Raw genomic sequence first — 21,729 nt, forward strand, 5'->3', positions numbered from 1 at the left:
CTCTAGTAGAGCACCTGTGGTAGGCGTTCAATCAGGCCGAAGAAGTATTCCATCAACATTTGGGTCATCCAGTGGCCAAACAACATTAACGCCAACAAGGTAACAATCAAACGTGGTAAGAAACTCAACGTTTGTTCGTTGATAGAGGTTGCCGCTTGGAAAATAGCGACGACAAGACCAATAAGCAAACTTGGGATAATGATGGCACAGACCATGATCAGCACCATCCAAAGTGCATCACGGAAAAGCTCGACAAACATTTCTGGAGTCATGTCTTACCCTCTTCTCTCTGTGCCAATCTAAAGGGCAAAACTGCCGGCGAGTGTCGACAATATCAAGTTCCAACCATCCACCAGCACAAACAGCATCAGCTTAAATGGTAGCGATACGATCATTGGTGATAGCATCATCATACCCATTGCCATCAATACCGAGGCGACAACCAGGTCGATGATCAAAAACGGCAAGAACAACATGAAACCGATTTGGAACGCAGTCTTAAGCTCTGAGGTAATGAAAGCAGGAATCAACACCGCCATCGAAACGTCTTCTGGGTTTGTTACCTCTTCACCAGACATATTGACAAACGTTTCCAAATCTTTAATTCGAGTCTGTTTAAGCATGAACGCTTTCATCGGTGCTTGCGCCGCATCAAAGGCTTCACGTGCTGTCACTTGCTCGTTCAAATAAGGTTGTACCGCTTGATCGTTAATTTCATTCAAAACAGGCGACATGATAAAGAACGTCAAAAATAGCGCGATACCAATGATGACTTGGTTAGATGGTGTTTGTTGTAGACCCATAGCCTGTCGCAAGATGGACATCACCACCACGATACGGGTAAACGACGTCATCAAAATCACCATGGCTGGCAAGAAGCCAAGCATGGTCATCAGCGCAAGAATTTGTAGAGTAACCGAGTAGTCTTCGCTGCCATCGGCATTGGTCGTCATGGTAAAGGCAGGAATCCCTCCACCATTGCCCACTGACATACTTCGGCTTGAGCCCGACTCGTTTTCCATCGCCTGAACCGTCACACTATCACCTTGTGCAAGGTTAGAAGGCAATGGCGATTCCTCTGCCTGCGCAAACGAAAGTGAAGAAAACAGCACGCCAACGAGCAGCATAAAAGTGCTCAGCATTAGGCGGATTGAATTATCCTTTGTCATGTTTTTTTATCAGTTGGCTAAATTGACTCGCGAAGGCGCTGGTCGCCAACTCTTCCTCTTTCAATGGCTTTTCAAGCTTGGCTAGGGTTTGGATAGATTGGCTGGTAATGCCCACCAAAAACTGTTCTTCACCGACTTGCACAACCGCAATGCGCTCTTTGGTACCGACTGGTAACTGGCTAACAATTCGTAGCCCTTTTTGTTGACCCATTGCTGGTACTTGCATGCGCTTTAGCAACCAAGCCAGAAATAGAATCACACCAATAACCAGCACTAAAGAACCTAACGTAGTCGCAAGATCCAAACTCGTTGGCGCGGCAGCAAATGCATAAGGAGCACTCAGCATTAAGCCGAGTGCTCCTGTAATTTGCTTCAATCGCGTTTTGATTGAACTGCTCATATTAACGCAGCTTTTTGATGCGTTCAGTTTGGCTGATCACGTCAGTTAGACGAATACCAAACTTATCGTTGACGACAACGACTTCGCCGTGCGCAATCAAAGTACCGTTAACCAGTACATCGAGCGATTCACCTGCGAGGCGATCAAGCTCTACAACCGAACCTTGGTTCAATTGCAGTAGGTTACGGATACTGATTTGTGAGCGCCCTACTTCCATTGAAATAGTCACTGGAATATCCATGATGGTGTCGAGTTTGCGACGCTCATCTTCCGTAATTGGAGCCGAGGTGTCTTTTAACTCTTCCAGTGGCGCTGCCAATATTTCATCAACATCAATTGAAGGTGCAGACGGGTCTTCGCCAAGAGCGGCTGCCCATTCGTCTGCTAGCTTTTGATCGTCACTTGGTTCCATTTTTCTGTCCTGTGTTAAACCTTACTGCGCCATACTTCTGGCTTCATTCTTTGTTGTCGATAACAGAGAACAAAGCGAGGCGATTGTAATGAGTAAGGGTTTTAATCGTCTGTATCGTCGTCGTTTTCAAGTTCAGACATGATGTCTTTACCCAAGAACGCTAAATCTGTTTTTACTACATGTGGGCGTTCGATCTCTTCAGAGATCTGCACCGCCATCTTGTCTTCGGAGCGACCCATTTTCACACGGTAAGTTGGTAAGTCTTCGATGAACATGGTTGCGTGTTCTGGCATTTCAATCGGGATCACGTCGCCAGGCTGCAGCTCCATCAAATCACGCAGAGAGATGTCCTTCTCTAACAGATTCACACGGAAGTTGACTGGGCAATCCATGATCTCTTCACGCAGTGCCGAGCTCCAACGGACGTCAGTTTCCATCTTGTCGGATTGAACACCCGCATCAAGCAGTTCGCGGATTGGTTCCACCATCGAATAAGGCATGACCACGTGGAAATCACCACCGCCACCATCGACTTCGATATGGAATGAGCTCACGACGATCACTTCGGTCGGGCTGACGATGTTCGCCATGCTTGGGTTTACTTCAGAATCGAGGTATTCAAATTCCACACCCATTACTGGCGACCACGCTTCTTTGTAGTCTTCGAAAACAATCTTCAGCAGAAGCTGGATGATGCGACGCTCAGTTGGGGTAAATTCACGACCTTCAATTTTGGCGTGGAAACGACCATCACCACCAAAGAAGTTCTCTACCAGAATAAACACCAAGCGTGCTTCCATGGTGATCAGCGCCGTACCTTTAAGTGGACGGAAGCGCACCATGTTCAAACTTGTCGGAACGTACAGGGTATTTTGGTATTCACCAAACTTCATCATCTGCACGCCGTTGATCGACACTTCAGCGGTTTTACGTAACATGTTAAACAGGCTGATTCGCATGTGTCGGGCAAAACGCTCATTGATAAGTTCGAGCGTCGGCATTCGACCACGGACAATCCTGTCTTGAGACGAGAAATCGAAACTGACGGCACCCTCGGTGTCGTTATCTATGGGTTCATCGACGTCATCAACATCGTCAACCCCATGCAGAAGCGCATCAATCTCGTCTTGGCTTAATAGATCGGTCACGTTATACCTATTGAATTACAAAATCTGTAAACAGTACTTTCTCAATCACTGGCTTACCAACAGCGGCGTTCAGTGCGGCTTTGATATCGTCAGAAGCGCGATCACGCAGTTCAGTTCGTCCTGTTGGAGAACGAAGTTGCTCCACGGTCGCTGACGCAAATGTCGATAGCAGTGAACTCTCTATCAGTGGAGAATGGTAACGAGCTAATTGCTCATTCTCGCTGCCACGCACCATCAGTTGCGCTTTGATTTGTACCAGTCTATCGCGACGATCTCCCGTCACGTTAAAAATAAACGGTTGTGCAATGTTCACGTACGCAATTGGCGCTGCTGCCGTTTGCGCTTGTGCTTGCTCGGTTTGTGCTGCTTGCGCAGGTTCATCAGAACCCATCAAAAAGAAAGCTGCCGCACCACCACCGATAAGCAAAACCACCACTGCGATAATGATGATCAGTAACTTACTTTTTCCTTTTGGTGCATCCGCACCCTGTAGCTGTTCTTCTGCCATTACTGTCTCTTATTGTTCTGCTTTTTTAGGCCGCTATTTTATGCGTAAAAACTAATTCCATCACGCTTTGAAACCACATTCAAATCAAGATTCGTGTCGGCATCAAAGTTTTCATCTGACTGACCAGAAAATCCACGACCTTGAGAGCCTTGACCGTTTTGTTCCGCATTGGCGTAGCCACTTTGTTGCTGACCACTGCTCTGTTGTTGAACCGACGAATCCGCCAATTGCATACCTTGCTGAGCCAACATCTCTCTCAGGCGAGGTAAAGTTTGTTCAATCAAGTCACGAGCTTGCGGGTTTGCCACCGTAAAATGAACGTTGGCTAGGTCGTTGTTCATTGTCATGCGGATCTGCATACGACCAAGCTCTGGCGGGTCAAGACGGATATCAAGGTTCTTTAAGTTCTTCGACATCATCATTTGTACTTTCTCTGCCACTTGGTCATTGGCCAGTTCTTTGGTTAGTTGCAACGGTAACTGTGCCTGTTGCGCAGCATCGACACGAGCTTGCTGCTGAGCTGTCACGCCTTGTTGACCTGCTGCCGCTTGAATTTGTCCCGCTAAACCATGTTGTGGTTCCGGCTTGTCTTGCTTGCTTGAAGCACCTTTCAATGCGCCGGCAGCAAGACCTGCGTTCATCACTTTCTTGCTTAGCTCTGCACTAGAAGCAGCCTGCGCTGCTGGGTTCAGATTTGCTGCCACTAGCGCTTCTGGCATTGCAGATAACGCGGCTTTGTCGGCATTTGAAGATACGACTGTCTGCGCACTCGCTTGAGCTGCAGCGTGCTTCATGTCCTGTGTGGCTAGTTGATGAGCTTGTTGAGCCGCCACTGAAGACGCCGCAACACGAGTTTGGTTATGAGCAGCTTGATGCTCTGCCATCGCCACTTTTACATCACTTGGCAAAGCCGCGAAATGCGCTAATTCTTGCACAGGAATATCCGCAACCATTTCACCCGTTTTTAGCCCTTCAATCACATCAAGTTCTTGCTGAGAAAGAGGCTTACCCTGCGCCAACTTGGTATCAATGATGTGCAGCTCATCAAGAGAAACACTTTTTACTTCAGAGATTTCAGTATCAACAGGTAATGCCGCTTGCAATGCTTCTCCACCAACCATCGACTGAGCACCTTGAGCCACAACTTGACCGTTAACCGCGGCTTGAGTTGTCGCATTCACCGTTGCTTCTGCGTGAACAGCTTGAGTACTTGGCGAGTTCCAGTCAATTTGCGCAGCAACTGGAGCCGCTTGATTTGTGTTTGCTGCTTGTACGTTCGAGGCTGATTCCGTCGTCAATACAACGGGTTTGCCATTGGCATCCAACGTTACTTTGTCACTGCCAACAGGTTGCGCCGCGTCGCTTTGCTGGCCGGATTGCTTAGCAGAAAGCATCGCTTGTTGTTCTGGAGTCAGCGGGGTGTCTTTTTCCCGTTGAGTAACGCTTTGCGCCAATACTGCCTCAGGTGGCAATGCTTTGCCGCTATCAACTAATTGCTCATTAGGCTTAAGCGTTTGGTTTGCTTGCTCAATACGACCCAACAATTGTTGACCTTCGCCCATCGCACTTTTCACTTGAGCATTGGGCGCCTGTTCAGAAGCGTCTGCATCATTAGGTTGCGTTTGGTTTGCTATCGCGCCTTGTGTAACTTGGCTTGAAGCACCATTTGCTTCTGACTGGGTTGCATCGCCTTGTGATGAATTGGTTTGTTTAGCACCGCTAGAAGTCGATTCGCTATCTGAAAGCTCACCCGCTTTGCTGCTCGCAACTTGTTTACCGTCACCTTGAGCAAGTAGCTCATCGGTTGATTCTGCAGATGCCACTTTCTCGCCATCCACAGCTTCAGCGACTTTTTCTTGGCTCTCACCTTCTGAGTTTGCCGATGCGACTTTTGTCGCCTCATTTGTGTTTTCTGCCGATACGTCTGGCGCATCAGATTTTGCCACCGGTTTTTCGGCTTTTTGTGAATCAGTAAATACCCCGGCTAAGGTTTCAAAAAAACCTTTGCTTTCAGGGTTTTCTGCAGCAACTTTACTTGAAGAATCGGAAACCGACGTCTTATTGGTTGCAGAAACATTGGATAAATTCACATTCATATAGAAACTCTCGTCATCGGCAGCGTTGAGCAACTCACTGCCAGATTGCACATAGGCGGCAAACTTAGGTCAAAAGACCCGATACTGACGGCTAAATTGCAAAAATCACGCCAACGCATAGTGTGGAATTTCTGACGGTTAAGTGAGACGGCATCAGTGGAACAAAGATCAACTTTGCGATATCCCTAAGCAGCATCAAAGATGCGTAAACCATCATCATAATTTGACTATTCATTGGTGGGAGCGTAAACAGAAGCCTTGCTCAATCAATAAGGAATCGCTTTGAAAGTCACAGAACTTCGCCAATATAAAATCAAGACTGGCAAAACAGAGCAATGGTTAACGTGGATGAAAGACGAGTTGCTGCCCTACCAAAACTCCAAAGGCATGCGTGTCTTAAACACTTATGTTCACACGGGTGAAGATGGGCACGATTACTTTGTCTGGTTGCGTGAGTTCGACAGTGAACAAGCGCGACAAACGATATACGCAGAGACCTACAATGAATGGTGGATTCGCGAGATTCGACCAAAAGTGTTTGAGTTGATAGAGCAAGACTCCGTCAAAGTAACCTTGCTTGAATCAGTAGAGATGTAGCAAACAGCACTAACGCAATATAACGATGAGAAACGCTTAGAAACGTTGCGGTTTCCGGCTATACAGCAAGGTAGAAAACTCATCCATCTGCTTTTGCTCACGCTTCGCTTCCGCAATTTGCTTTTCTTTCTCGCGCTTTTCAATCATCCACTCGTAAGACATCCGTTCTTTACGCATGTTTAACCAGTAATCTTGGCAGTTCACCACCTGCTCTTTAAAGTGGTTTTCTGCCTGCTTTTGCTTGGAAAGCGTTTCATCAAGCTGGGTTAAGAAGCGGTTTAAGTGGCCATATTGGCTTGCGGTGAGTCCTGCCATACCACGGTCTACCAACTGCTGACAGTAATCTAAGCGGTACTTTTCTATTTGCTCTACTTGGCGGTAGTAATCTTCAAGCTCCGAGCGAGCTTTATTGAGCGCGAGTACGGCTTGGTCTTCGCGCTCTTTTGCCTGATCAAGTAGGAACTCCATGGCGTTATTCATACGCTATTACCCACCCAAGATACTCTTCAACATGTTGACGCACATGTCATAAGGCACAGACTCTTTCATGCGCTGCTGCAAGTATTCGTCCAGTTTTGGCTTGAGGGTGAATGCGCCATCGATAGCAGGATCAGTACCCGGTTTATAAGCGCCAATCGACACTAGATCTTGGTTCTTACGACAAATCGACAACACCTGACGCACCGCTTTCGACATCAACACGTGCTCTTCTGTGGTGATTTGCGGCATAACACGACTCACCGATTTCTCGACATCGATGGCTGGGTAGTGACCTGCGTCCGCCATTTCACGAGATAAGACAATGTGACCATCGAGGATCGCACGTGACGCATCGGCGATCGGATCTTGCAGATCGTCACCTTCGGTCAGAACGGTAAAGAACGCGGTGATCGAACCTTGATCATCGCCACCGTTACCTGCACGTTCCACCAGCGCTGGCAGTTTAGCAAATACTGAAGGCGGATAACCTTTGGTTGCAGGCGGTTCACCCACAGACAACGCAATCTCACGCTGCGCTTGAGCAAAACGCGTCAGTGAATCCATCAGTAGAAGAACATCTAATCCTTGGTCACGGAAGTATTCGGCAATCGTCAATGCAGTTTGACAGCCCTTCAAGCGCATCAAAGGCGAAGCATCAGCAGGAGCAGCTACCACCACAGAACGACGGCGTCCATCTTCACCCAAAATTTCTTCAATAAATTCTTTTACTTCGCGTCCACGCTCACCAATCAGACCAACGACAACAACTTGCGCCGTCGTGCCTCGCGTCATCATGCCAAGGGTGACCGATTTACCCACACCAGACCCCGCAAACAGACCGATACGTTGACCTTTACCGACCGTCAATAAGCCGTTGATGGCTTTTAAACCCACATCAAGTGGCTCAGAAATCGGCTTACGCGCTAATGGGTTAATTGGCTCAGCGTTGAAAGAAGCGCGATGATCGGTATAAAGCGGGCCGAGGCCATCAAGTGGGTTACCCACACCATCAATCACACGCCCAAGCAGTTCCATACCAACGGGCAAACCCGCTTCACTGGTCAAGGGCGTCACTTTCGCGCCCGGTAAGATGCCCGTGATTTGCTCACTCGGCATTAAGAAAAGGTTATCACCAGAAAAGCCCACCACTTCCGCTTCCATATGACCGGACATGGTTTCGACCAAACACAAGCTGCCAATCGGAGCACGACAACCTGTCGCCTCCAAGGTTAAGCCAACAACACGCACAAGCTTGCCTGAAGCAACCGGACGCGTAGTTAAGCCTTCAACTTTGTAGTTTTTTAAACGGTCGGCCAAGGCTTGCATGGACTACTCGCCCCCTTGATGGCGGTTTGCGCCACAGAAGCTGTTCAGCACGCTTTTCACGCGCTCTTCCATGCGGTAGTTAATGCTCGATTCGCCAGCAGCAATTTGTACATCACCGCGATTTAATGCTGGCTCTGCAACCAATGTCCAATTACGACAATCAAGTTCTTCTTCGCCGTACGCAGAGCGGATGATCGCCACATCGTCTGGGTTCAAGTGTAAGGTGATTGGGTGACCAGAAATTGGCAGCGCTTCGACAGATTGTTTTACGGTATCGAGAATAATTTGAGGGTTGGTTTGCACTTCCACATGCACAACTTCTTTAACTAGACACAGCACCATGTCCACCAGCTGCTTTTCAACCTGAGCGTTCATCAGCTCTAAAGGTTGAGCGAACTGGTTGGCCAAGTTCATAAAGGTTTCCACTTGTTGCTGGATGTACTCTTGCCCAGCGGTCACACCTTCCGCTTTACCGAGTTCAAGACCTTCTGCATGACCGGCTTGAATGCCTTCTTCTTTGCCTTTGTCGTAGCCTTGTTTAAAGCCTGCTTCTTGACCTTGATACAGACCTTCTTGATAAGCACCTTGCTTGATCAATTCGATCTGTTCTTCTGTCAGTTCAAGCGCTTGCTCTTCTTCCGGTTCGTCAAAATTTGGCACCCAACCTGGATCGTAGTTAAACGCGGTTTGTTTGGCTTGCTTTGCTTTCGGCTCACCATAATCAGGCAAACCCCAGCGCTGCGGTTCGATCATCGCATCGTCTTCATCAGGACGGATAAATCCACGTTTTCTATCGCCAGCCATGCTTAACCTACAATCTGTCTATGTTGAAATTGATATTAAAAATAAAGTGCTTTGAAAAATGCGCGACTAAGGAAGTGTATTCCTCCCACTTACGCAGGAGGAATAAGAAAGGATTATAAGAACTCGTCTGCGCCGCCAGACAGCATGATTTCGCCAGCGTCGGCCATACGACGAGCAATCGCCAAGATTTCTTTTTGCGCTGCTTCCACGTCTGCAACGCGAACTGGTGGCATTGCTTCGATATCGTCACGCATCATCTCAGCTGCACGCTTAGACATGTTCTTGAAGACTTTCTCACGTAGAGAGTCATCGGCACCTTTAAGTGCACGTTGCAGAACGTCTTGAGGAACGTCACGCAGCAATTTCTGAATACCTTGGTCGTCCACTTCCACCAAGTTCTCGAATACGAACATGAGATCTTGGATTTGTGTTGCCATGTCTTCGTCTTGGTCGCGGATTTGCTCCATCAAGATACCTTCGACGTTGTTGTCTAGGTAGTTCATGATTTCTGCTGCTGCCTTCAAGCCGCCAATCTTCGCTGCTTGTGCACCCGCTTGACCTGCGAACTGTTTCTCCATGATTTCGTTCAGCTCTGCCAGTGCCGATGGCTGAACTTCTTCTAGGTTGGCAATACGCATCATCAGATCCAGACGCACACGCTCTGGGAACTGAGAAAGAATTTCCGCGGACTGATCCGCTTCCAAGTACGAAAGCACGATAGTTTGAATCTGCGGGTGTTCGTTGACGATGATACTTGCCACTTGGCGAGGGTCCATCCACTTCAGTGAATCCAGACCTTTCGAGCCAGTACCCAATAGGATTTGGTCGACCAAGTTGTTTGCTTTGTCCTCACCCAGAGCAGCCACCAGCGCATTACGCATAAAGTCTTCGCTGCCCATACCTATGTTGGTGTATTTCTGGATGTCTTCTAAAAACGCGCGATGCACACCAGACACTTTGTCTTGGCTTAGATCTTTAGCGCGCGCCATTGCACTACCAACACGTTGAACCTGCTTTGGTTCCAAGTGACGGATGATGCCAGCGGCGTCGCCTTCGTTCAGGCTGAGCAGCAAAATCGCCGCTTTTTCTTCACCTGTCATGCTAGAGACATCAAACTCCGCAGGAACACCTACGCCGTTTTCATCTTGAGGTACGATATCGTTAGCCATTTTCGTTCATCCAGTTTTTCACAACTTGAGCAGCAAGTTCTGGTTCGTTTGCCACCAGAGCACGTACTGCTTTGAGTACATCTTCATCTTTGTGAAGGTTAGGCAAATCAATGCTTGAACCAAACTCAAACAGTTCACCGCTTTCGATGTCGCTACCAATTAGGCTGGTTTCACCATCCGCACCAATTGGCAAACCATCTGGTCCGTACATTTCGTCTTCGTCGGTGCTCGCAGGGTTAAGCAGTTTCTTCATTGCTGGGCGAACCAGAACCAAGATAACCACGATGATCACCAACGCACTCGCGAACCAACGAACCCAATCGTTGAAGTTTGGATGTTCCCAAATTGGTGGATCAACCATTTGCTCAAGCTCTGGCTCAGCAAACTTCACGCTCAGAACGTTTAGCAAGTCACCACGGTTTTGATCAAAACCAACGGTACCAATCAGCACTTGTCGAATGGCATTAATTTCTGATTCTGACAGCGGCGTATAAGTCACTTCACCCGTATCAGGATTTACGGTGCGACGGTCTTTGATCGCAACCGAAACGGTTTGACGCGCCAATGTGCCCGTTTGCTTGCGCTCGTGACTGATAGTGGTGTCGAGTTCAAAGTTACGCGTTGATTCTTTACGTACTGAACCTTGGCCAGTCAGCGAACCGTCTTTCATCTGCGCCACATCTTGAGGAATCGACGCATCGGCTGGCGGTTGGTTACTCAGAGCACCAGGAATGCCCGCAACCATATTGCCGTTGTTGTAATCTTCTAGCGCGTATTCACTGCGCGTTGCTGGAGTATTCGGATCGAAGTTCTTACGAGTTTGCTCAACAGTGCTGAAATCCATTTGGATATCCACCTGAGCGGTGTAGTTACCAAAACCTAGGATTGGTAGAAGAACAGAATCAATCTTCTCGCGCAGCGCTTGCTCTTGGCTACGCTCTAACTCTTGTTCTTTACGACGAGCCGCAGACGCAGGGTCTTGAGAACCTGAGCTAAGCAGACGACCGTGTTGATCGGTTACTGTAATACGAGAGGTCTTCATGCCCGGAACGGCACTTGCCACCATATCAACGATGGAATCCACTTCTTGTTGTTTTAGGTTTGCGCCTGTAGAGAGCGTCAAAAATACTGAGGCAGACGCTTCTTGGTTATGACGAACAAACACACTGTGTTTTGGCAGAGCGAGCAACACACGCGCTTTGCGTACCTGCTTCATCTCTTCAATCGCTTGTGCAAGTTGGCGTTCACGGCTGAGCTTCAAACGTTCTTGTTCCAAACGTTGTGATACACCAAAGCCCATGTCTTGCAGCAGAATGTCATCGCCTGCCGCTGTCGCTTGGTTCACGCCCGCACGCACCATGCCCAGTTTTATCGAGTTGTAATCACTCGATTCCACAGAAATGGTGTTGCCATCTAGCTTGTAATTGATTTTTTGCTGGTCGAGGTAATCCAGCACTGGGATCAGTTCTTCGGTTTCGTATGCACCAAGTGGGCGCATTTCCGGTTCTTTCACCCAGAAGAAAAGCATCACGATCAACGCAACACAGATAGAGATGGACAGCACTAATACGACCTGACGAAGTAAATCGAGGTCCCCTACTGCCATATCGAATTTTGACGCACTGCGCTCTTCTAGATCTGGGTTTTGGCTATCCACATCCAAATCTGAGCCAGCGATCAGTGCACCATCTGCGCCGCCATCAGTGACGGTTAAATCTGTAGACTTGTCTGCCACACTTATTACCTAAAATTACACTGGCATGTTCATGAGATCCTTGTAGGACTCAACGAGCTTATTGCGGATTTGTACAGTGGCATCAAATGCAACACTGGACTTGTTACGAGCAATCATAACGTCAGAAAGGGAAACATCGGCATCACCACGGTCAAAACGCGTTTGCAGATCGCCCGATGCTTTTTGAAGTGAGTTTACGTTATTGATGGCTTTCGTTAGGAGATCACCAAAATCTGCCCCAACTTTCGCACCTGTTGCAACGGGAGCGGTGTTGGTCGCTTCCACCATCATGGCGCGCATTTCTGCCTGAATACCATCAACTTTCATTGTCACCTCTAAGCCAAAAGTTTGACTATTAAATAAAACTGATTATTGACACAGCAATTACTGTGCCATAAGACAATAGTGCCGTAGTGTACCCACACTTTTGTCCTATGGCTATTTATGTGAATACTAAGCCGGAATATCGATACCAGCGTCACGCATTTTGGCAAGTTTATAGCGCAAAGTACGTGGACTGATGCCTAGTTTCTCTGCCATTTCTTTACGACGACCGTTACATTCGATCAGCGTTTCCAAAATGATCGCGTATTCTTGGTCACGCAGTTCACCGCCGAGTCCTTCACCACCAGCGGCAACACGGTTGATAGATTCTGCTTGCGCGACTGGCTTAACATCCGGTACCACCACTTCTGCATTTTGTACAACACGTTGCAGGCTGCTGGCATCTTGCCAATCTACACCTTCCAGCAAAATGTGTTCTGCATCAATGTCACCGTTTTCACTCAAAATCAGAGCACGTTGAACCACGTTATCCAACTCACGAACGTTACCCGGCCATGGATATTGAAGCAGCTTATCTAACGCGACTTGAGAGAACTTAGGCACTGGCATGCCCATTTTGCTGCAATGACGTTCAGCAAGGTGCTGCGCAAGTGGCGAGATGTCGCCTTTACGCTCACAAAGTGCTGGCCATGAGATTGGGAATACGTTCAAGCGGTAGTACAAATCTTCACGGAAGTTGCCTTCTGACACGTACTGCTTAAGATCACGGTTACTGGTTGCTAATACACGAACGTCCAGTTTGATGCTCTTACGGCTACCCAAACGCTCCACTTCACGCTCTTGAAGAACGCGCAGCAGTTTCGCTTGTAGGCTCAAATCCATTTCACTGATTTCATCCAGCAAAATCGTGCCGCCTTGAGCTTGTTCAAACTTACCCGGACACGCTTGAACAGCGCCAGTAAACGCGCCTTTCTCGTAACCAAATAGTGTCGCTTCCAGCATGTTGTCTGGAATCGCTGCACAGTTAATCGCAACAAAAGGACCGTCTTTACGGTTTGAAGCGTTGTGGATGTAGCGAGACATGACTTCTTTACCTGAGCCGCTTGGGCCCAAGATCATTACATTAGCATCAGTGCGTGCCACTTTGTCAGCTAGCGCGAGTAGACGTAAACTTTTCTCGTCTGCAACGACTGCATCACCGTTGTCATCACTTTTGATTGGTGCATAACGGCTCACCATGTTCAGCAGAACTTCTGGTGCAAATGGCTTCGCCATGTAATCAATCGCACCTTCTTTCATTGCTGACACTGCGTCTTCAATGTTTGCGTAAGCCGTCATAAGAAGAACTGGTAAATTCGGCCAGTTCTGTTTGATATTGCGTAGCAGAGCCAAACCGCCCATGCCTGCCATTTGTACATCAGAAACCACGATATCCACCGCGTTCGACTTCAGCTTCACTAAAGCGTCTTCTGCACAATCGGCTTCTAACCACTCGTACCCTGCCAGAGCCAGAGTATCCACTAGGGCTTCACGAAGACCTTCATCGTCTTCTACGATCAGCACTTTGCTTTGCGCCATTATGATTCTCCAGTAATTGTTATCGACAAAAGCCGCTTATTGCGCTTCTGCTTGCACTCGCTCTAGCGGAATGCACATGGTAAAGCAGGCTCCATCACCCTGCTCTGAAATAAGTTCCAATCGACCGTCATGGGCACGGCAAACCATTTGAACCACAGCGAGCCCTAACCCGGTTCCTTGAGAACGCGTGGTAAAGAATGGCTCCATGATTTTTGCTTGCAGTTCTTTTGGTACACCCGGACCGCTGTCTTGCACAGAAATGCGCAGTTCACCGTTCACCGGGCGGAAAAAGACATCTATTTGCGATTCCTTTCCAGACATCTGAATCGCGTTCATCACTAAGTTACTCAGTGCTGAAGCAATGGCGTTAGCGTTGCCTAACAGCTCAGTGTTCTCTTCTTCGACTTCTAGGAAGTAGTCGATGCTGTTGTTCTTCAGCGCGGTTTCCACCATCGGCTGATATTCGGCAACAAGCTGAGCAATGTTAAAAGGCTTAATGACTTTATTATCACCACCTTTGGCAAAAAGCAGCATATCATTAACCTGCTTCTCCAAATCGTGCAGTCGATCCATTAATTTGCTTTGGAATCGCTCTCTTGTCGCCGGAGGGAGATTTGGCGCACCTAAATTGGATGCATATAGCATGGCGCTCGATAACGGCGTTCTCACTTGGTGAGCCAAAGAAGCCACCATGCGACCAAGCGATGACAAACGCTGCAAGTCACTCACGCGAGATTGCAGCAAACGCGTTTCTGTTAGGTCGGTGATCAGGATAAGTTGACCCGTAGCAGAGGCCGAGATCGCCAAACGAACCTTACGACCATTACGCAGTGAGACTTCATGACCATCATCTTCGCGCGGATCAAATACCACTTGGATGATGTTGAACCATTTCTCGTTGACCAGCGGGCTCTCTAGGATACGGTGCGCTTCTGGGTTGGCTTCGCGTACCACACCGTGTGTATCCAATAAGATCACACCTGCGGGCATCACATCCAAAACCTGCTTATAACGCTCGACCTGATTCTCTACCGAGTCTAAATGGGATTGGTTGGTATTATTGTCCATTCACTGCCTGTCGAAATATCGCCATTTAAAAACTAAAATAGCTTGGTAAGCAATTAGCGTACCAAGCTATTTTCTATATTTATCATAGCGTTATACTAACGACAAGAAGTTGACACTAGGAAAAGTGCGCTTTTCTTGTCGGAAAAGACAACAAGCGCAATGGAAAGTGCTTACTTCGGCGTCAGATAAAACCTAGCGTTGTAGGTTGTATTTGCGCATCTTCTCCACCAAAGTCGTGCGTCGCATACCCAGCATGTCAGCAGCTCTTGCTACGACACCACCTTGTGCTTCTAACGCTTGGCTGATCATGTTGACTTCCATATCGGCTAGAAGCTCTTTCAAGTTCACGCCTTCTGGCGGTAAAGCTTGAGGGGCATTCATGTTGTGGTCCAGATCGCTTTGATCTTCAAAACTGAAGTTCTCAGAGAAGATATCTTGGAACACGTCACGCTCTTGTTCTTCAACCGAAGTAAACGGGTTACCTTCTGGTTGGAACTCAGGAATATCACTGTAACGGTACTTGGTCGGCAGATGGTTTACATCGACCAAACTGTTTGGGTAGAGAATGATCATGCGCTCAACAAGGTTGGCAAGTTCACGAACGTTACCCGGCCAGTTGTGTTCCATCAACGAGTTAATCGCACGAGGAGTGAAGCAAATTGGTTGTCCACCTTCTGCTTCCAAGCGCGTCATTAGCTCTTGTAACAACAAAGGGATGTCTTGCTTACGTGCTTTTAGCGCAGGCATCTCGATTGGGAAAACATTCAAGCGGTAGAAAAGGTCTTCACGGAACGTGCCGTCGTCGATCATAGTTTCTAGATCGCGGTGCGTTGCGGCTACAACACGAACGTTTACTTTGATCGTGGTGTTGCCACCTACGCGCTCAAAACAACGCTCTTGCAGAACACGCAGCAACTTCACTTGCATCGACATTGGCATATCACCAATCTCATCCAGGAAGATCGTACCGCCCTCGGCTAGTTCAAAACGGCCTTTACGTGAGGTCAAAGCGCCAGTGAACGCTCCTTTCTCATGACCAAACAGCTCGCTTTCCAGAAGCTCTGGTGGGATCGCGCCACAGTTGATTGGCACGAACGGACCATTACGATAAGCAGAATGGTAGTGAATATTACGTGCGACGACTTCTTTGCCCGTGCCAGATTCACCCAAGATCAGCACATTTGCTTCTGTGCCCGATACTTGTTCAATCAAATGACGAACTTCTTGAATGCCTCGGCTTTGGCCAACAAGGCTACGGAAAAGGGTATTTTTGCGCGCGCTTGCGACGACATTAACGCCTTTGCGACCAAGGAAGTCTTTGCAGTGACGTAACGCTTCGCTAAGTTGTGGGTAGTTTAAAGGTTGTTCTAATTCACCGACAAAATTTGGCAAGTCATCAACAGGTAGTGGGAAAGAACCCAGAACCAGAAGGGGGATATGGTACGCTTCGTTGAGGTGGGTCATCACCGCTGTCGCAGCACGACCTGCAGAGATGTTACCAACAATGCAACCTGACCAAACGCTAGACCAGTCTACATCGCCTAGCTGATCAGAACTGACAGCTTCGCAACTTTCTCCAACAAATTCCAATATATTGCTTATATTCAAACGACTTGGTGCATCGTCATCGATTACAAGCAGCTTTGCCAAACCTTGCATAAGTAAGAATGATTGCCTTTATTATGGGTGTGTTGCGGCCAGACCTTGATTTGCGCAATTGAGTGTCAGAAAGGTGGGACCACTCTCAATTAACGATAGACAAAATAGGAAAATCAGCAACAAAAAAAAGCCATTAGGGGCCACTAATGACTTCTATTTTATTTGAATAAAAAAATAAGGCAACCAAGCAATAAAGAGGTGTGAGCTTGATTGTAACTTTACTGAACGACTTTCTGTGCAATCAGACACAATACCCTACCAAATAAGTAAGGTATTGTTTTATCTATTAAATGCCTACTTCAGCAGCCGTTAAGTTGTGAAACTCAGTTGGGATCTGGTCCCAAGCTGATTTGATCTCACGAATAATGTCGATAACGTCGTCGATCGGTTGAGGATCGTTTTGGTGGTTCGCTGCCGAGATCTGAGTGATCATGAACTCGTAAAGTGAATCTAAGTTTGATGCAATATCACCACCGTCGTCCATAGACAGACAGCTGCGCAGTGCGATGATGATGTCCAACGCTTTACCCAGACGCTCACCTTTTGCAGGAATGTTGCCTGCTTGCATTGCTGCTTTACCTTGGATCAGACGCTCAATTGCACCCGCCATTAGCATTTGAATGACTTTGTGCGGAGAAGCCGCGCTCAATTGGCTGTCGACTGATACCTTTTTGTATGCTTGCAAAGAACCGCGCATAGTATTCCTCTTTTATATAAATTTTTTGTACTGCTGAAGCGAACGTTGACCATAACGGAACTTATGAAGCTCTTTACCAACATTAGTGGTCTCGTTTTGCATCAGCTCTACAATTCTTTTGGTACGAATGAGCAAGTCTTGCCACTCTGCTTCCTGCCTAACCGATGGATTGCTTTCAACAATGGTTAACAGGTTTTGCAATAACTGTTCCCTGATATCGACCAAACGTTGAATTTCTTCAGCGTTAAAGTCGACTTTTTCCAGTTCTTGCGTAATTAGTTGATCAATATCACTAATTTCAATGAGTTCGTTTTTCATCTATTGACCCAGCGCGTTCATCAACGCCCCCAACTGCCCTTGCATCTTACCTGTGGCGTCTTGCATTGCAGCGAATTTTGCGTGGGTACGTTTTTCTAAACTGTCCATGCGGCGATCTAATGCCGCTTGGTCGTCGCCTAATCTGTAGTTCTGTTCTGTCAGGCTCTTTTCACGAGTACGGATACTGCCAGTAAAGCCCGTGATGCCTTGAATCGCATCTTCTACACGTTTGGCAAAACCGGTGTTGCCGCCGAAGAACTTCTCTAACTCGTTAAAGTTGTTGTTCAGTTGGCGATCCAACATGTCGTAATTGATTTCCAACGAACCTTGGCGCGTGGTGGTAATACCGAACTCAGTTAACGATTTCAGGTCTTCCGGGGCTTTCTCAATGGATGTTGAGAACACCGATTTCAGGCGCGCATCGGCGTTACGTACTGTGCTATCGCCCGCAAGCGGACCTTTCTGACCGGTTGTCGGATCGACACTGGAGAGCGCTTTTGAGGTTTGGTAGAACGAGTTGTACGCTGAAACAAAGTTTTCGATGTCTGCACGAACGCTTTGGCGATCGTACTCTACGCCAATTTCAGCTGGCGGCTTACCCAGTTCGGATTTGCCTTTCAACGTTAGGTTTACACCTTCAATGGCGTCTTCAATCACGTTGTTGTGGCTCGAAAGCTGTGCAACGCCATCAAGCATCACTTGCGAATCCTGACCCGCTTGCACTTCAGTCATGCCTGAATACACTTCAAAGGCTTTTTGCGCCTCTGCGATCTTTGCCTCTGCGACATCAATTTTCTCAAGACGCTCACGCTCTTCAGGATCGAGCTTGGCACGATGGATTTGTTTCGCTTGCTCTTCTGTTAACTCGCCACGCTCAACTTTTTGGTCAAGCTCTTGCTTTTCATCGGCAATTTTTTGCTCGATTTCGGCTTTCTCTTGTTCGAGCTGTTGCTTGGCTTCTTTGGTCGTCACGTACGAATCGGTCAGCGTACCAGAGGCAGCATTGTTCCAACCCGGTACGTCTGGAGCTTTAGCAATGGCTTCTTCGTCCAGCTCTAATTCTGGCGGGCGATAAGAATCGAGGAGTGTACCTGAAGCGGTTTCAGTCCAGCCTGGGATACTGTCTTGCGGACGCATACCCGCTCGTTTATTGGCGGCATCAATTGCTTCTTGCCCTGCTTTCGCCGCAGCGGCACCAGCTGCAGATATCGGTTCATCCGCTGCACCATCTTGCGCATTCTCTGCCGCTTTTTGTTCTTCAGGAGGTATAGGATTGCCGTCTGCATCCACCTGTTCAGGTTGGTCTGCATCGGTCTTTGACTCTGGTTCTTTCAGAGGCCCAAGTACGGCTTCAGCCGCTTCACGAGCTTCTTCAAGCGCGTTCACTCGGTCTTCCAGAGTTTTGTATTCGAAATGTTTCAGAGGGTTACCGGCTTCGGCTTCCACACTGACTTTGATTTGATGGTCCTTGCCTGAAAGGTTTGAGGCAAGGATCAAACGCGGCCCTTCTACGTCGTTAATTACGGAAGCACGTACGCCAGGGTTATCCTTAGCGCCGTTAATTCCACGAACGACATCAACTAGCTTGGAGCTAGAACGGACATTAACGTCGAAGGTGTCATCACCAAGAGAAATCTGCAGCTTACCAGCACCAAACTTGGCGTCTTCTGGCAAAACGTCCGAAGCCACTTTATGGCTCTGTGCAAGCTGCAACACATCGATAGCATACTTACCGGCTATAGCGTCAGTAGTTGCGGTTGCGGATACGATTTTATCATCGGTGGTTTCTACCGTACGAACGGCAAAAGCCTTCTCCTGACGAAAATTCACCATGAGATTTTTCATCGTATCCAACGATTCTCTGAGTCGCCCATAGGCACTGATGCTGGCGTCAATTGTCATACGCTCGTTGTCGATGCGTTGCTGTTTTGGCACACGCTCGGCATCTACAATTTTGCTGACCATGGAATTGATATCCATGCCGCCAGACATCCCCAAAGGGCCTAAACTCATCAAATCACCTCAAAAACGACTTACACCTTTTCAACTAACAAACCGCGGTTAGCTGTGTGCTCAGCTAGGCGACGCAATACCACGAGCATTTCTTCATCAGGGATCTGACGAATTACATCACCGGTTGTGGCTTCGTAAATCGTCACAACGTCTCGGCCCGATTCTTCATCGACTCGAAACGCTACCCCTTTATTCATGGCGCTCACAAATTCATTCATTTGCTCGACCATTTTTTCGCGTTCTTCTTTGTTCAGCTCTTGGCGAGATTCCGCCATTTCAATCGCAGCTTGAACAGAGAGATCACGTTCGGCATCGTTCGGTTTTTCAACGAGAACGGTGCCGTTAGAACTTGCTGTGCTAGGCGTGCCTATGCCATTTTCTTTAGCAACTTTTGTGCCACTCGGTGTGCCGTAAGGCTGGATGTTCGATGCGTAGGAGGATATTTCCATTACAATCTCCCTTCCACCTTATGAGCTAACGATTAGGTCTATCGCTTTGGTGATGGTATCACTAGGCTGAGTCGACCCAATTAGCCCAACAAGCTCAGCGCTGCAGATGGTGACTGCTTCGCTTGTGCCAAGATTGAAGTACTTGCTTGTTGAAGGATTTGCGACTTAGTCATTGCTGTCGTTTCCTTCGCGTAGTCAGTATCTTTAATACGGCTGTTAGACGCGTTAACGTTCTCGTTAATGTTGTCTAGGTTGCTGATAGCGTGGTTGAAACGGTTTTGGAATGCACCAAGAGACGCACGTTGGCTGTCTACTGATTTTAGTGCGCCATCAATGATAGCTACCGCTTCTTGAGAACCTGCAACTGTTGTTACGTCGATGTCTTTAACTGTTACGTCTTTTGCATCGCCGAAACCAATTTCACCCGCTAGGTTGCCAGAGAACTCAACATCGCCAGTTACTTTTTGAGAAGCAGCAAATACTTGTAGCTTACCGTCTTCGCCTACTGATGCTTTCACATCGTCGCTCTGACCGTTGATGTAAGTTGCTAGCTGCTCGATATCATCGCCTTGTTTCGCGTTGATAGTCAGCTCTTTCTCTTCACCTTGCTTGTTGGTGTAGCTCATCTTAAGTTCAGTTTTGTCACTTACTGTCCAAGACGCGTCTTTACCGTCTTCTGCTGCGTAGCTCTTACCGCCCATTGCAGAAGTATCAGAACGTAGGTTACCCATAGAAAGCATTACTGCTTCACCAGAGTCCGCACCGATTTGGAAAGATTGAGTACCGTAAGTACCGTTAAGAAGCTTGTTACCACCAAATGAAGTTGTTTCAGCGATACGGTTTAGTTCGTCGTTAAGTGCTGTAACTTCTTCTTGGATCGCTACACGTTCTGATTTTGAGTTCGAACCGTTCGCAGATTGAAGCGATAGGTCACGCATACGTTGTAGGATGTTGGTAGATTCATTCATTGCACCTTCAGCAACCTGTGCAATAGAAATACCGTCGTTCGCGTTTTTCACAGCCATGTCTAGACCACGGCTCTGTGCGTTCAAACGGTTAGAAATCTGTAGACCGGCAGCATCGTCTTTCGCGCTATTGATTTTATAACCCGAAGACAAACGCTCCATTGATTTTTGTTGACCTTCAGCCGCTTGGTTTAGGTAACGCTGTGCGGTCATCGCAGAAACGTTAGTATTAACGTTAATCGCCATAGTTGATCTCCTTAAGGCTTTAGTTGATGCACCGTCGTGTCTCTCACCTCACTTAGGTACATCTCATTTCTCTCAGTCCCTTTAACGGCGGCCTATAAATATCCTTTAGGAGAAATTTTCAATTTTTTGCGATTATTTTCTTTGGCTTACTGAAGTGTGATGAATCTCTAATATTGTAACTGAAGGTAACTCAAGCTTATCCAAACCTAACAAACAGGCGTAAAAAAACCCAGCCGAAGCTGGGTTTACTCGCTCATCTCTCACCACGAGCCAATGAGGTTCTTGTCTTAGGTTAGAAGTTAACCTAGAAGACTTAGCGCTGAGTTAGGCGCTTGTTTCGCTTGCGCAAGGATAGAGCTTGACGCTTGCGATAGAATTTGTGACTTGGTCATTTGAGTCGTTTCTTTCGCGAAGTCTGTATCTTTGATACGGCTCTTCGACGCGTTCACGTTCTCGTTGATGTTATCCAAGTTGCTGATTGCGTGGTTGAAACGGTTTTGGAAAGCACCTAGCTCTGCACGGTGGCTGTCTACGTATTTCAATGCCGCATCAATGATAGCCACAGATTCTTGTGCGCCACCAACTGATGTTACGTCGATAGTATCAA

23 protein-coding genes are annotated in these 21,729 nt (G+C 47.7%); 1 reads left to right on the top strand and 22 read right to left on the bottom strand.

The features are described 5' to 3' along the window. Window positions 1–2: 2 nt before the first annotated feature. From fliQ to KIT90_RS26835, 7 genes are all read right to left on the bottom strand, one after another. Window positions 3–272 carry a flagellar biosynthesis protein FliQ gene (fliQ, locus tag KIT90_RS26805; RefSeq protein WP_005433008.1) on the bottom strand — a complete coding sequence of 90 codons (270 nt, stop codon included), beginning with the start codon at window positions 270–272 and terminating at the stop codon, window positions 3–5. 27 nt (window positions 273–299) lie between these two features. Then, a complete protein-coding gene (gene fliP, locus KIT90_RS26810; RefSeq protein ID WP_032802991.1) occupies window positions 300–1,169 on the bottom strand; it encodes a flagellar type III secretion system pore protein FliP in 870 nt (289 codons plus the stop codon). Then, complete coding sequence (gene fliO / locus KIT90_RS26815) at window positions 1,156–1,569, bottom strand: flagellar biosynthetic protein FliO (protein ID WP_005438699.1); 414 nt, start codon at window positions 1,567–1,569, stop codon at window positions 1,156–1,158. The genes fliP and fliO overlap by 14 nt, the downstream gene beginning before the upstream one ends. A gap of 1 nt (window position 1,570) precedes the next feature. Next, window positions 1,571–1,981, bottom strand: a complete 411-nt coding sequence (fliN, locus tag KIT90_RS26820) for a flagellar motor switch protein FliN (protein WP_005438697.1) — start codon at window positions 1,979–1,981, stop codon at window positions 1,571–1,573. 101 nt (window positions 1,982–2,082) lie between these two features. After that, entirely contained in the window at window positions 2,083–3,129 is a 1,047-nt protein-coding gene (gene fliM / locus KIT90_RS26825; RefSeq protein ID WP_005438695.1) for a flagellar motor switch protein FliM, read from the bottom strand. Between the two features lie 7 nt (window positions 3,130–3,136). Continuing rightward, a complete protein-coding gene (fliL, locus tag KIT90_RS26830; protein WP_005438693.1) occupies window positions 3,137–3,637 on the bottom strand; it encodes a flagellar basal body-associated protein FliL in 501 nt (166 codons plus the stop codon). Between the two features lie 38 nt (window positions 3,638–3,675). Continuing rightward, window positions 3,676–5,733, bottom strand: a complete 2,058-nt coding sequence (locus KIT90_RS26835; RefSeq protein WP_285379619.1) for a flagellar hook-length control protein FliK — start codon at window positions 5,731–5,733, stop codon at window positions 3,676–3,678. A gap of 282 nt (window positions 5,734–6,015) precedes the next feature. On the opposite strand from KIT90_RS26835, the gene KIT90_RS26840 reads away from it, so the two are divergent. After that, the gene (locus KIT90_RS26840; protein WP_285379621.1) at window positions 6,016–6,330 is read left to right on the top strand and encodes an NIPSNAP family protein; all 315 of its coding nucleotides are present in this window, start codon (window positions 6,016–6,018) and stop codon (window positions 6,328–6,330) included. Between the two features lie 36 nt (window positions 6,331–6,366). On the opposite strand, the gene fliJ is transcribed toward KIT90_RS26840, so the two are convergent. The 15 genes from fliJ to KIT90_RS26915 form a co-directional block, all read right to left on the bottom strand. After that, a complete protein-coding gene (gene fliJ, locus KIT90_RS26845) occupies window positions 6,367–6,810 on the bottom strand; it encodes a flagellar export protein FliJ (RefSeq protein WP_005438686.1) in 444 nt (147 codons plus the stop codon). A 6-nt stretch (window positions 6,811–6,816) separates the two neighbouring features. Then, complete coding sequence (fliI, locus tag KIT90_RS26850; protein WP_005433019.1) at window positions 6,817–8,136, bottom strand: flagellar protein export ATPase FliI; 1,320 nt, start codon at window positions 8,134–8,136, stop codon at window positions 6,817–6,819. A 3-nt stretch (window positions 8,137–8,139) separates the two neighbouring features. Next, entirely contained in the window at window positions 8,140–8,940 is an 801-nt protein-coding gene (gene fliH / locus KIT90_RS26855) for a flagellar assembly protein FliH (protein ID WP_039842490.1), read from the bottom strand. 113 nt (window positions 8,941–9,053) lie between these two features. Then, window positions 9,054–10,109 (bottom strand): flagellar motor switch protein FliG, encoded by a 1,056-nt coding sequence (gene fliG / locus KIT90_RS26860; RefSeq protein ID WP_005438679.1) that lies wholly within the window; start codon window positions 10,107–10,109, stop codon window positions 9,054–9,056. Next, window positions 10,102–11,844, bottom strand: a complete 1,743-nt coding sequence (gene fliF, locus KIT90_RS26865) for a flagellar basal-body MS-ring/collar protein FliF (protein WP_005438677.1) — start codon at window positions 11,842–11,844, stop codon at window positions 10,102–10,104. The genes fliG and fliF overlap by 8 nt, the downstream gene beginning before the upstream one ends. A 15-nt stretch (window positions 11,845–11,859) precedes the next feature. Continuing rightward, window positions 11,860–12,171, bottom strand: coding sequence for a flagellar hook-basal body complex protein FliE (gene fliE / locus KIT90_RS26870; RefSeq protein WP_005438670.1), 312 nt, complete (start codon window positions 12,169–12,171; stop codon window positions 11,860–11,862). A 126-nt stretch (window positions 12,172–12,297) separates the two neighbouring features. After that, window positions 12,298–13,707, bottom strand: coding sequence for a sigma-54 dependent transcriptional regulator (locus KIT90_RS26875; RefSeq protein ID WP_041057872.1), 1,410 nt, complete (start codon window positions 13,705–13,707; stop codon window positions 12,298–12,300). 36 nt (window positions 13,708–13,743) lie between these two features. Next, window positions 13,744–14,775: a PAS domain-containing sensor histidine kinase gene (locus KIT90_RS26880; RefSeq protein WP_285379625.1), complete on the bottom strand. Its 1,032-nt coding sequence runs from the start codon at window positions 14,773–14,775 to the stop codon at window positions 13,744–13,746. Window positions 14,776–14,967: 192 nt separating this feature from the next. Beyond that, window positions 14,968–16,434, bottom strand: a complete 1,467-nt coding sequence (locus KIT90_RS26885) for a sigma-54 dependent transcriptional regulator (protein ID WP_005438666.1) — start codon at window positions 16,432–16,434, stop codon at window positions 14,968–14,970. Window positions 16,435–16,720: 286 nt separating this feature from the next. Then, window positions 16,721–17,131, bottom strand: a complete 411-nt coding sequence (gene fliS / locus KIT90_RS26890; protein WP_005438665.1) for a flagellar export chaperone FliS — start codon at window positions 17,129–17,131, stop codon at window positions 16,721–16,723. A 12-nt stretch (window positions 17,132–17,143) separates the two neighbouring features. Continuing rightward, window positions 17,144–17,449 carry a flagellar protein FliT gene (locus tag KIT90_RS26895; RefSeq protein WP_009707378.1) on the bottom strand — a complete coding sequence of 102 codons (306 nt, stop codon included), beginning with the start codon at window positions 17,447–17,449 and terminating at the stop codon, window positions 17,144–17,146. Continuing rightward, window positions 17,450–19,462 carry a flagellar filament capping protein FliD gene (gene fliD, locus KIT90_RS26900; protein WP_285379628.1) on the bottom strand — a complete coding sequence of 671 codons (2,013 nt, stop codon included), beginning with the start codon at window positions 19,460–19,462 and terminating at the stop codon, window positions 17,450–17,452. Between the two features lie 20 nt (window positions 19,463–19,482). Next, on the bottom strand, window positions 19,483–19,911 hold the full coding sequence (gene flaG, locus KIT90_RS26905) for a flagellar protein FlaG (RefSeq protein WP_171370599.1): 429 nt from the start codon (window positions 19,909–19,911) through the stop codon (window positions 19,483–19,485). 80 nt (window positions 19,912–19,991) lie between these two features. Beyond that, window positions 19,992–21,122 (bottom strand): flagellin, encoded by a 1,131-nt coding sequence (locus KIT90_RS26910; RefSeq protein ID WP_009707381.1) that lies wholly within the window; start codon window positions 21,120–21,122, stop codon window positions 19,992–19,994. 299 nt (window positions 21,123–21,421) lie between these two features. After that, a partial coding sequence (locus KIT90_RS26915; protein WP_199455765.1) for a flagellin occupies window positions 21,422–21,729 on the bottom strand: 308 nt, incomplete at its 5' end.

The sequence above is a fragment of the Vibrio sp. B172a genome (assembly GCF_030248355.1).
Lineage (GTDB): Bacteria > Pseudomonadota > Gammaproteobacteria > Enterobacterales > Vibrionaceae > Vibrio > Vibrio owensii.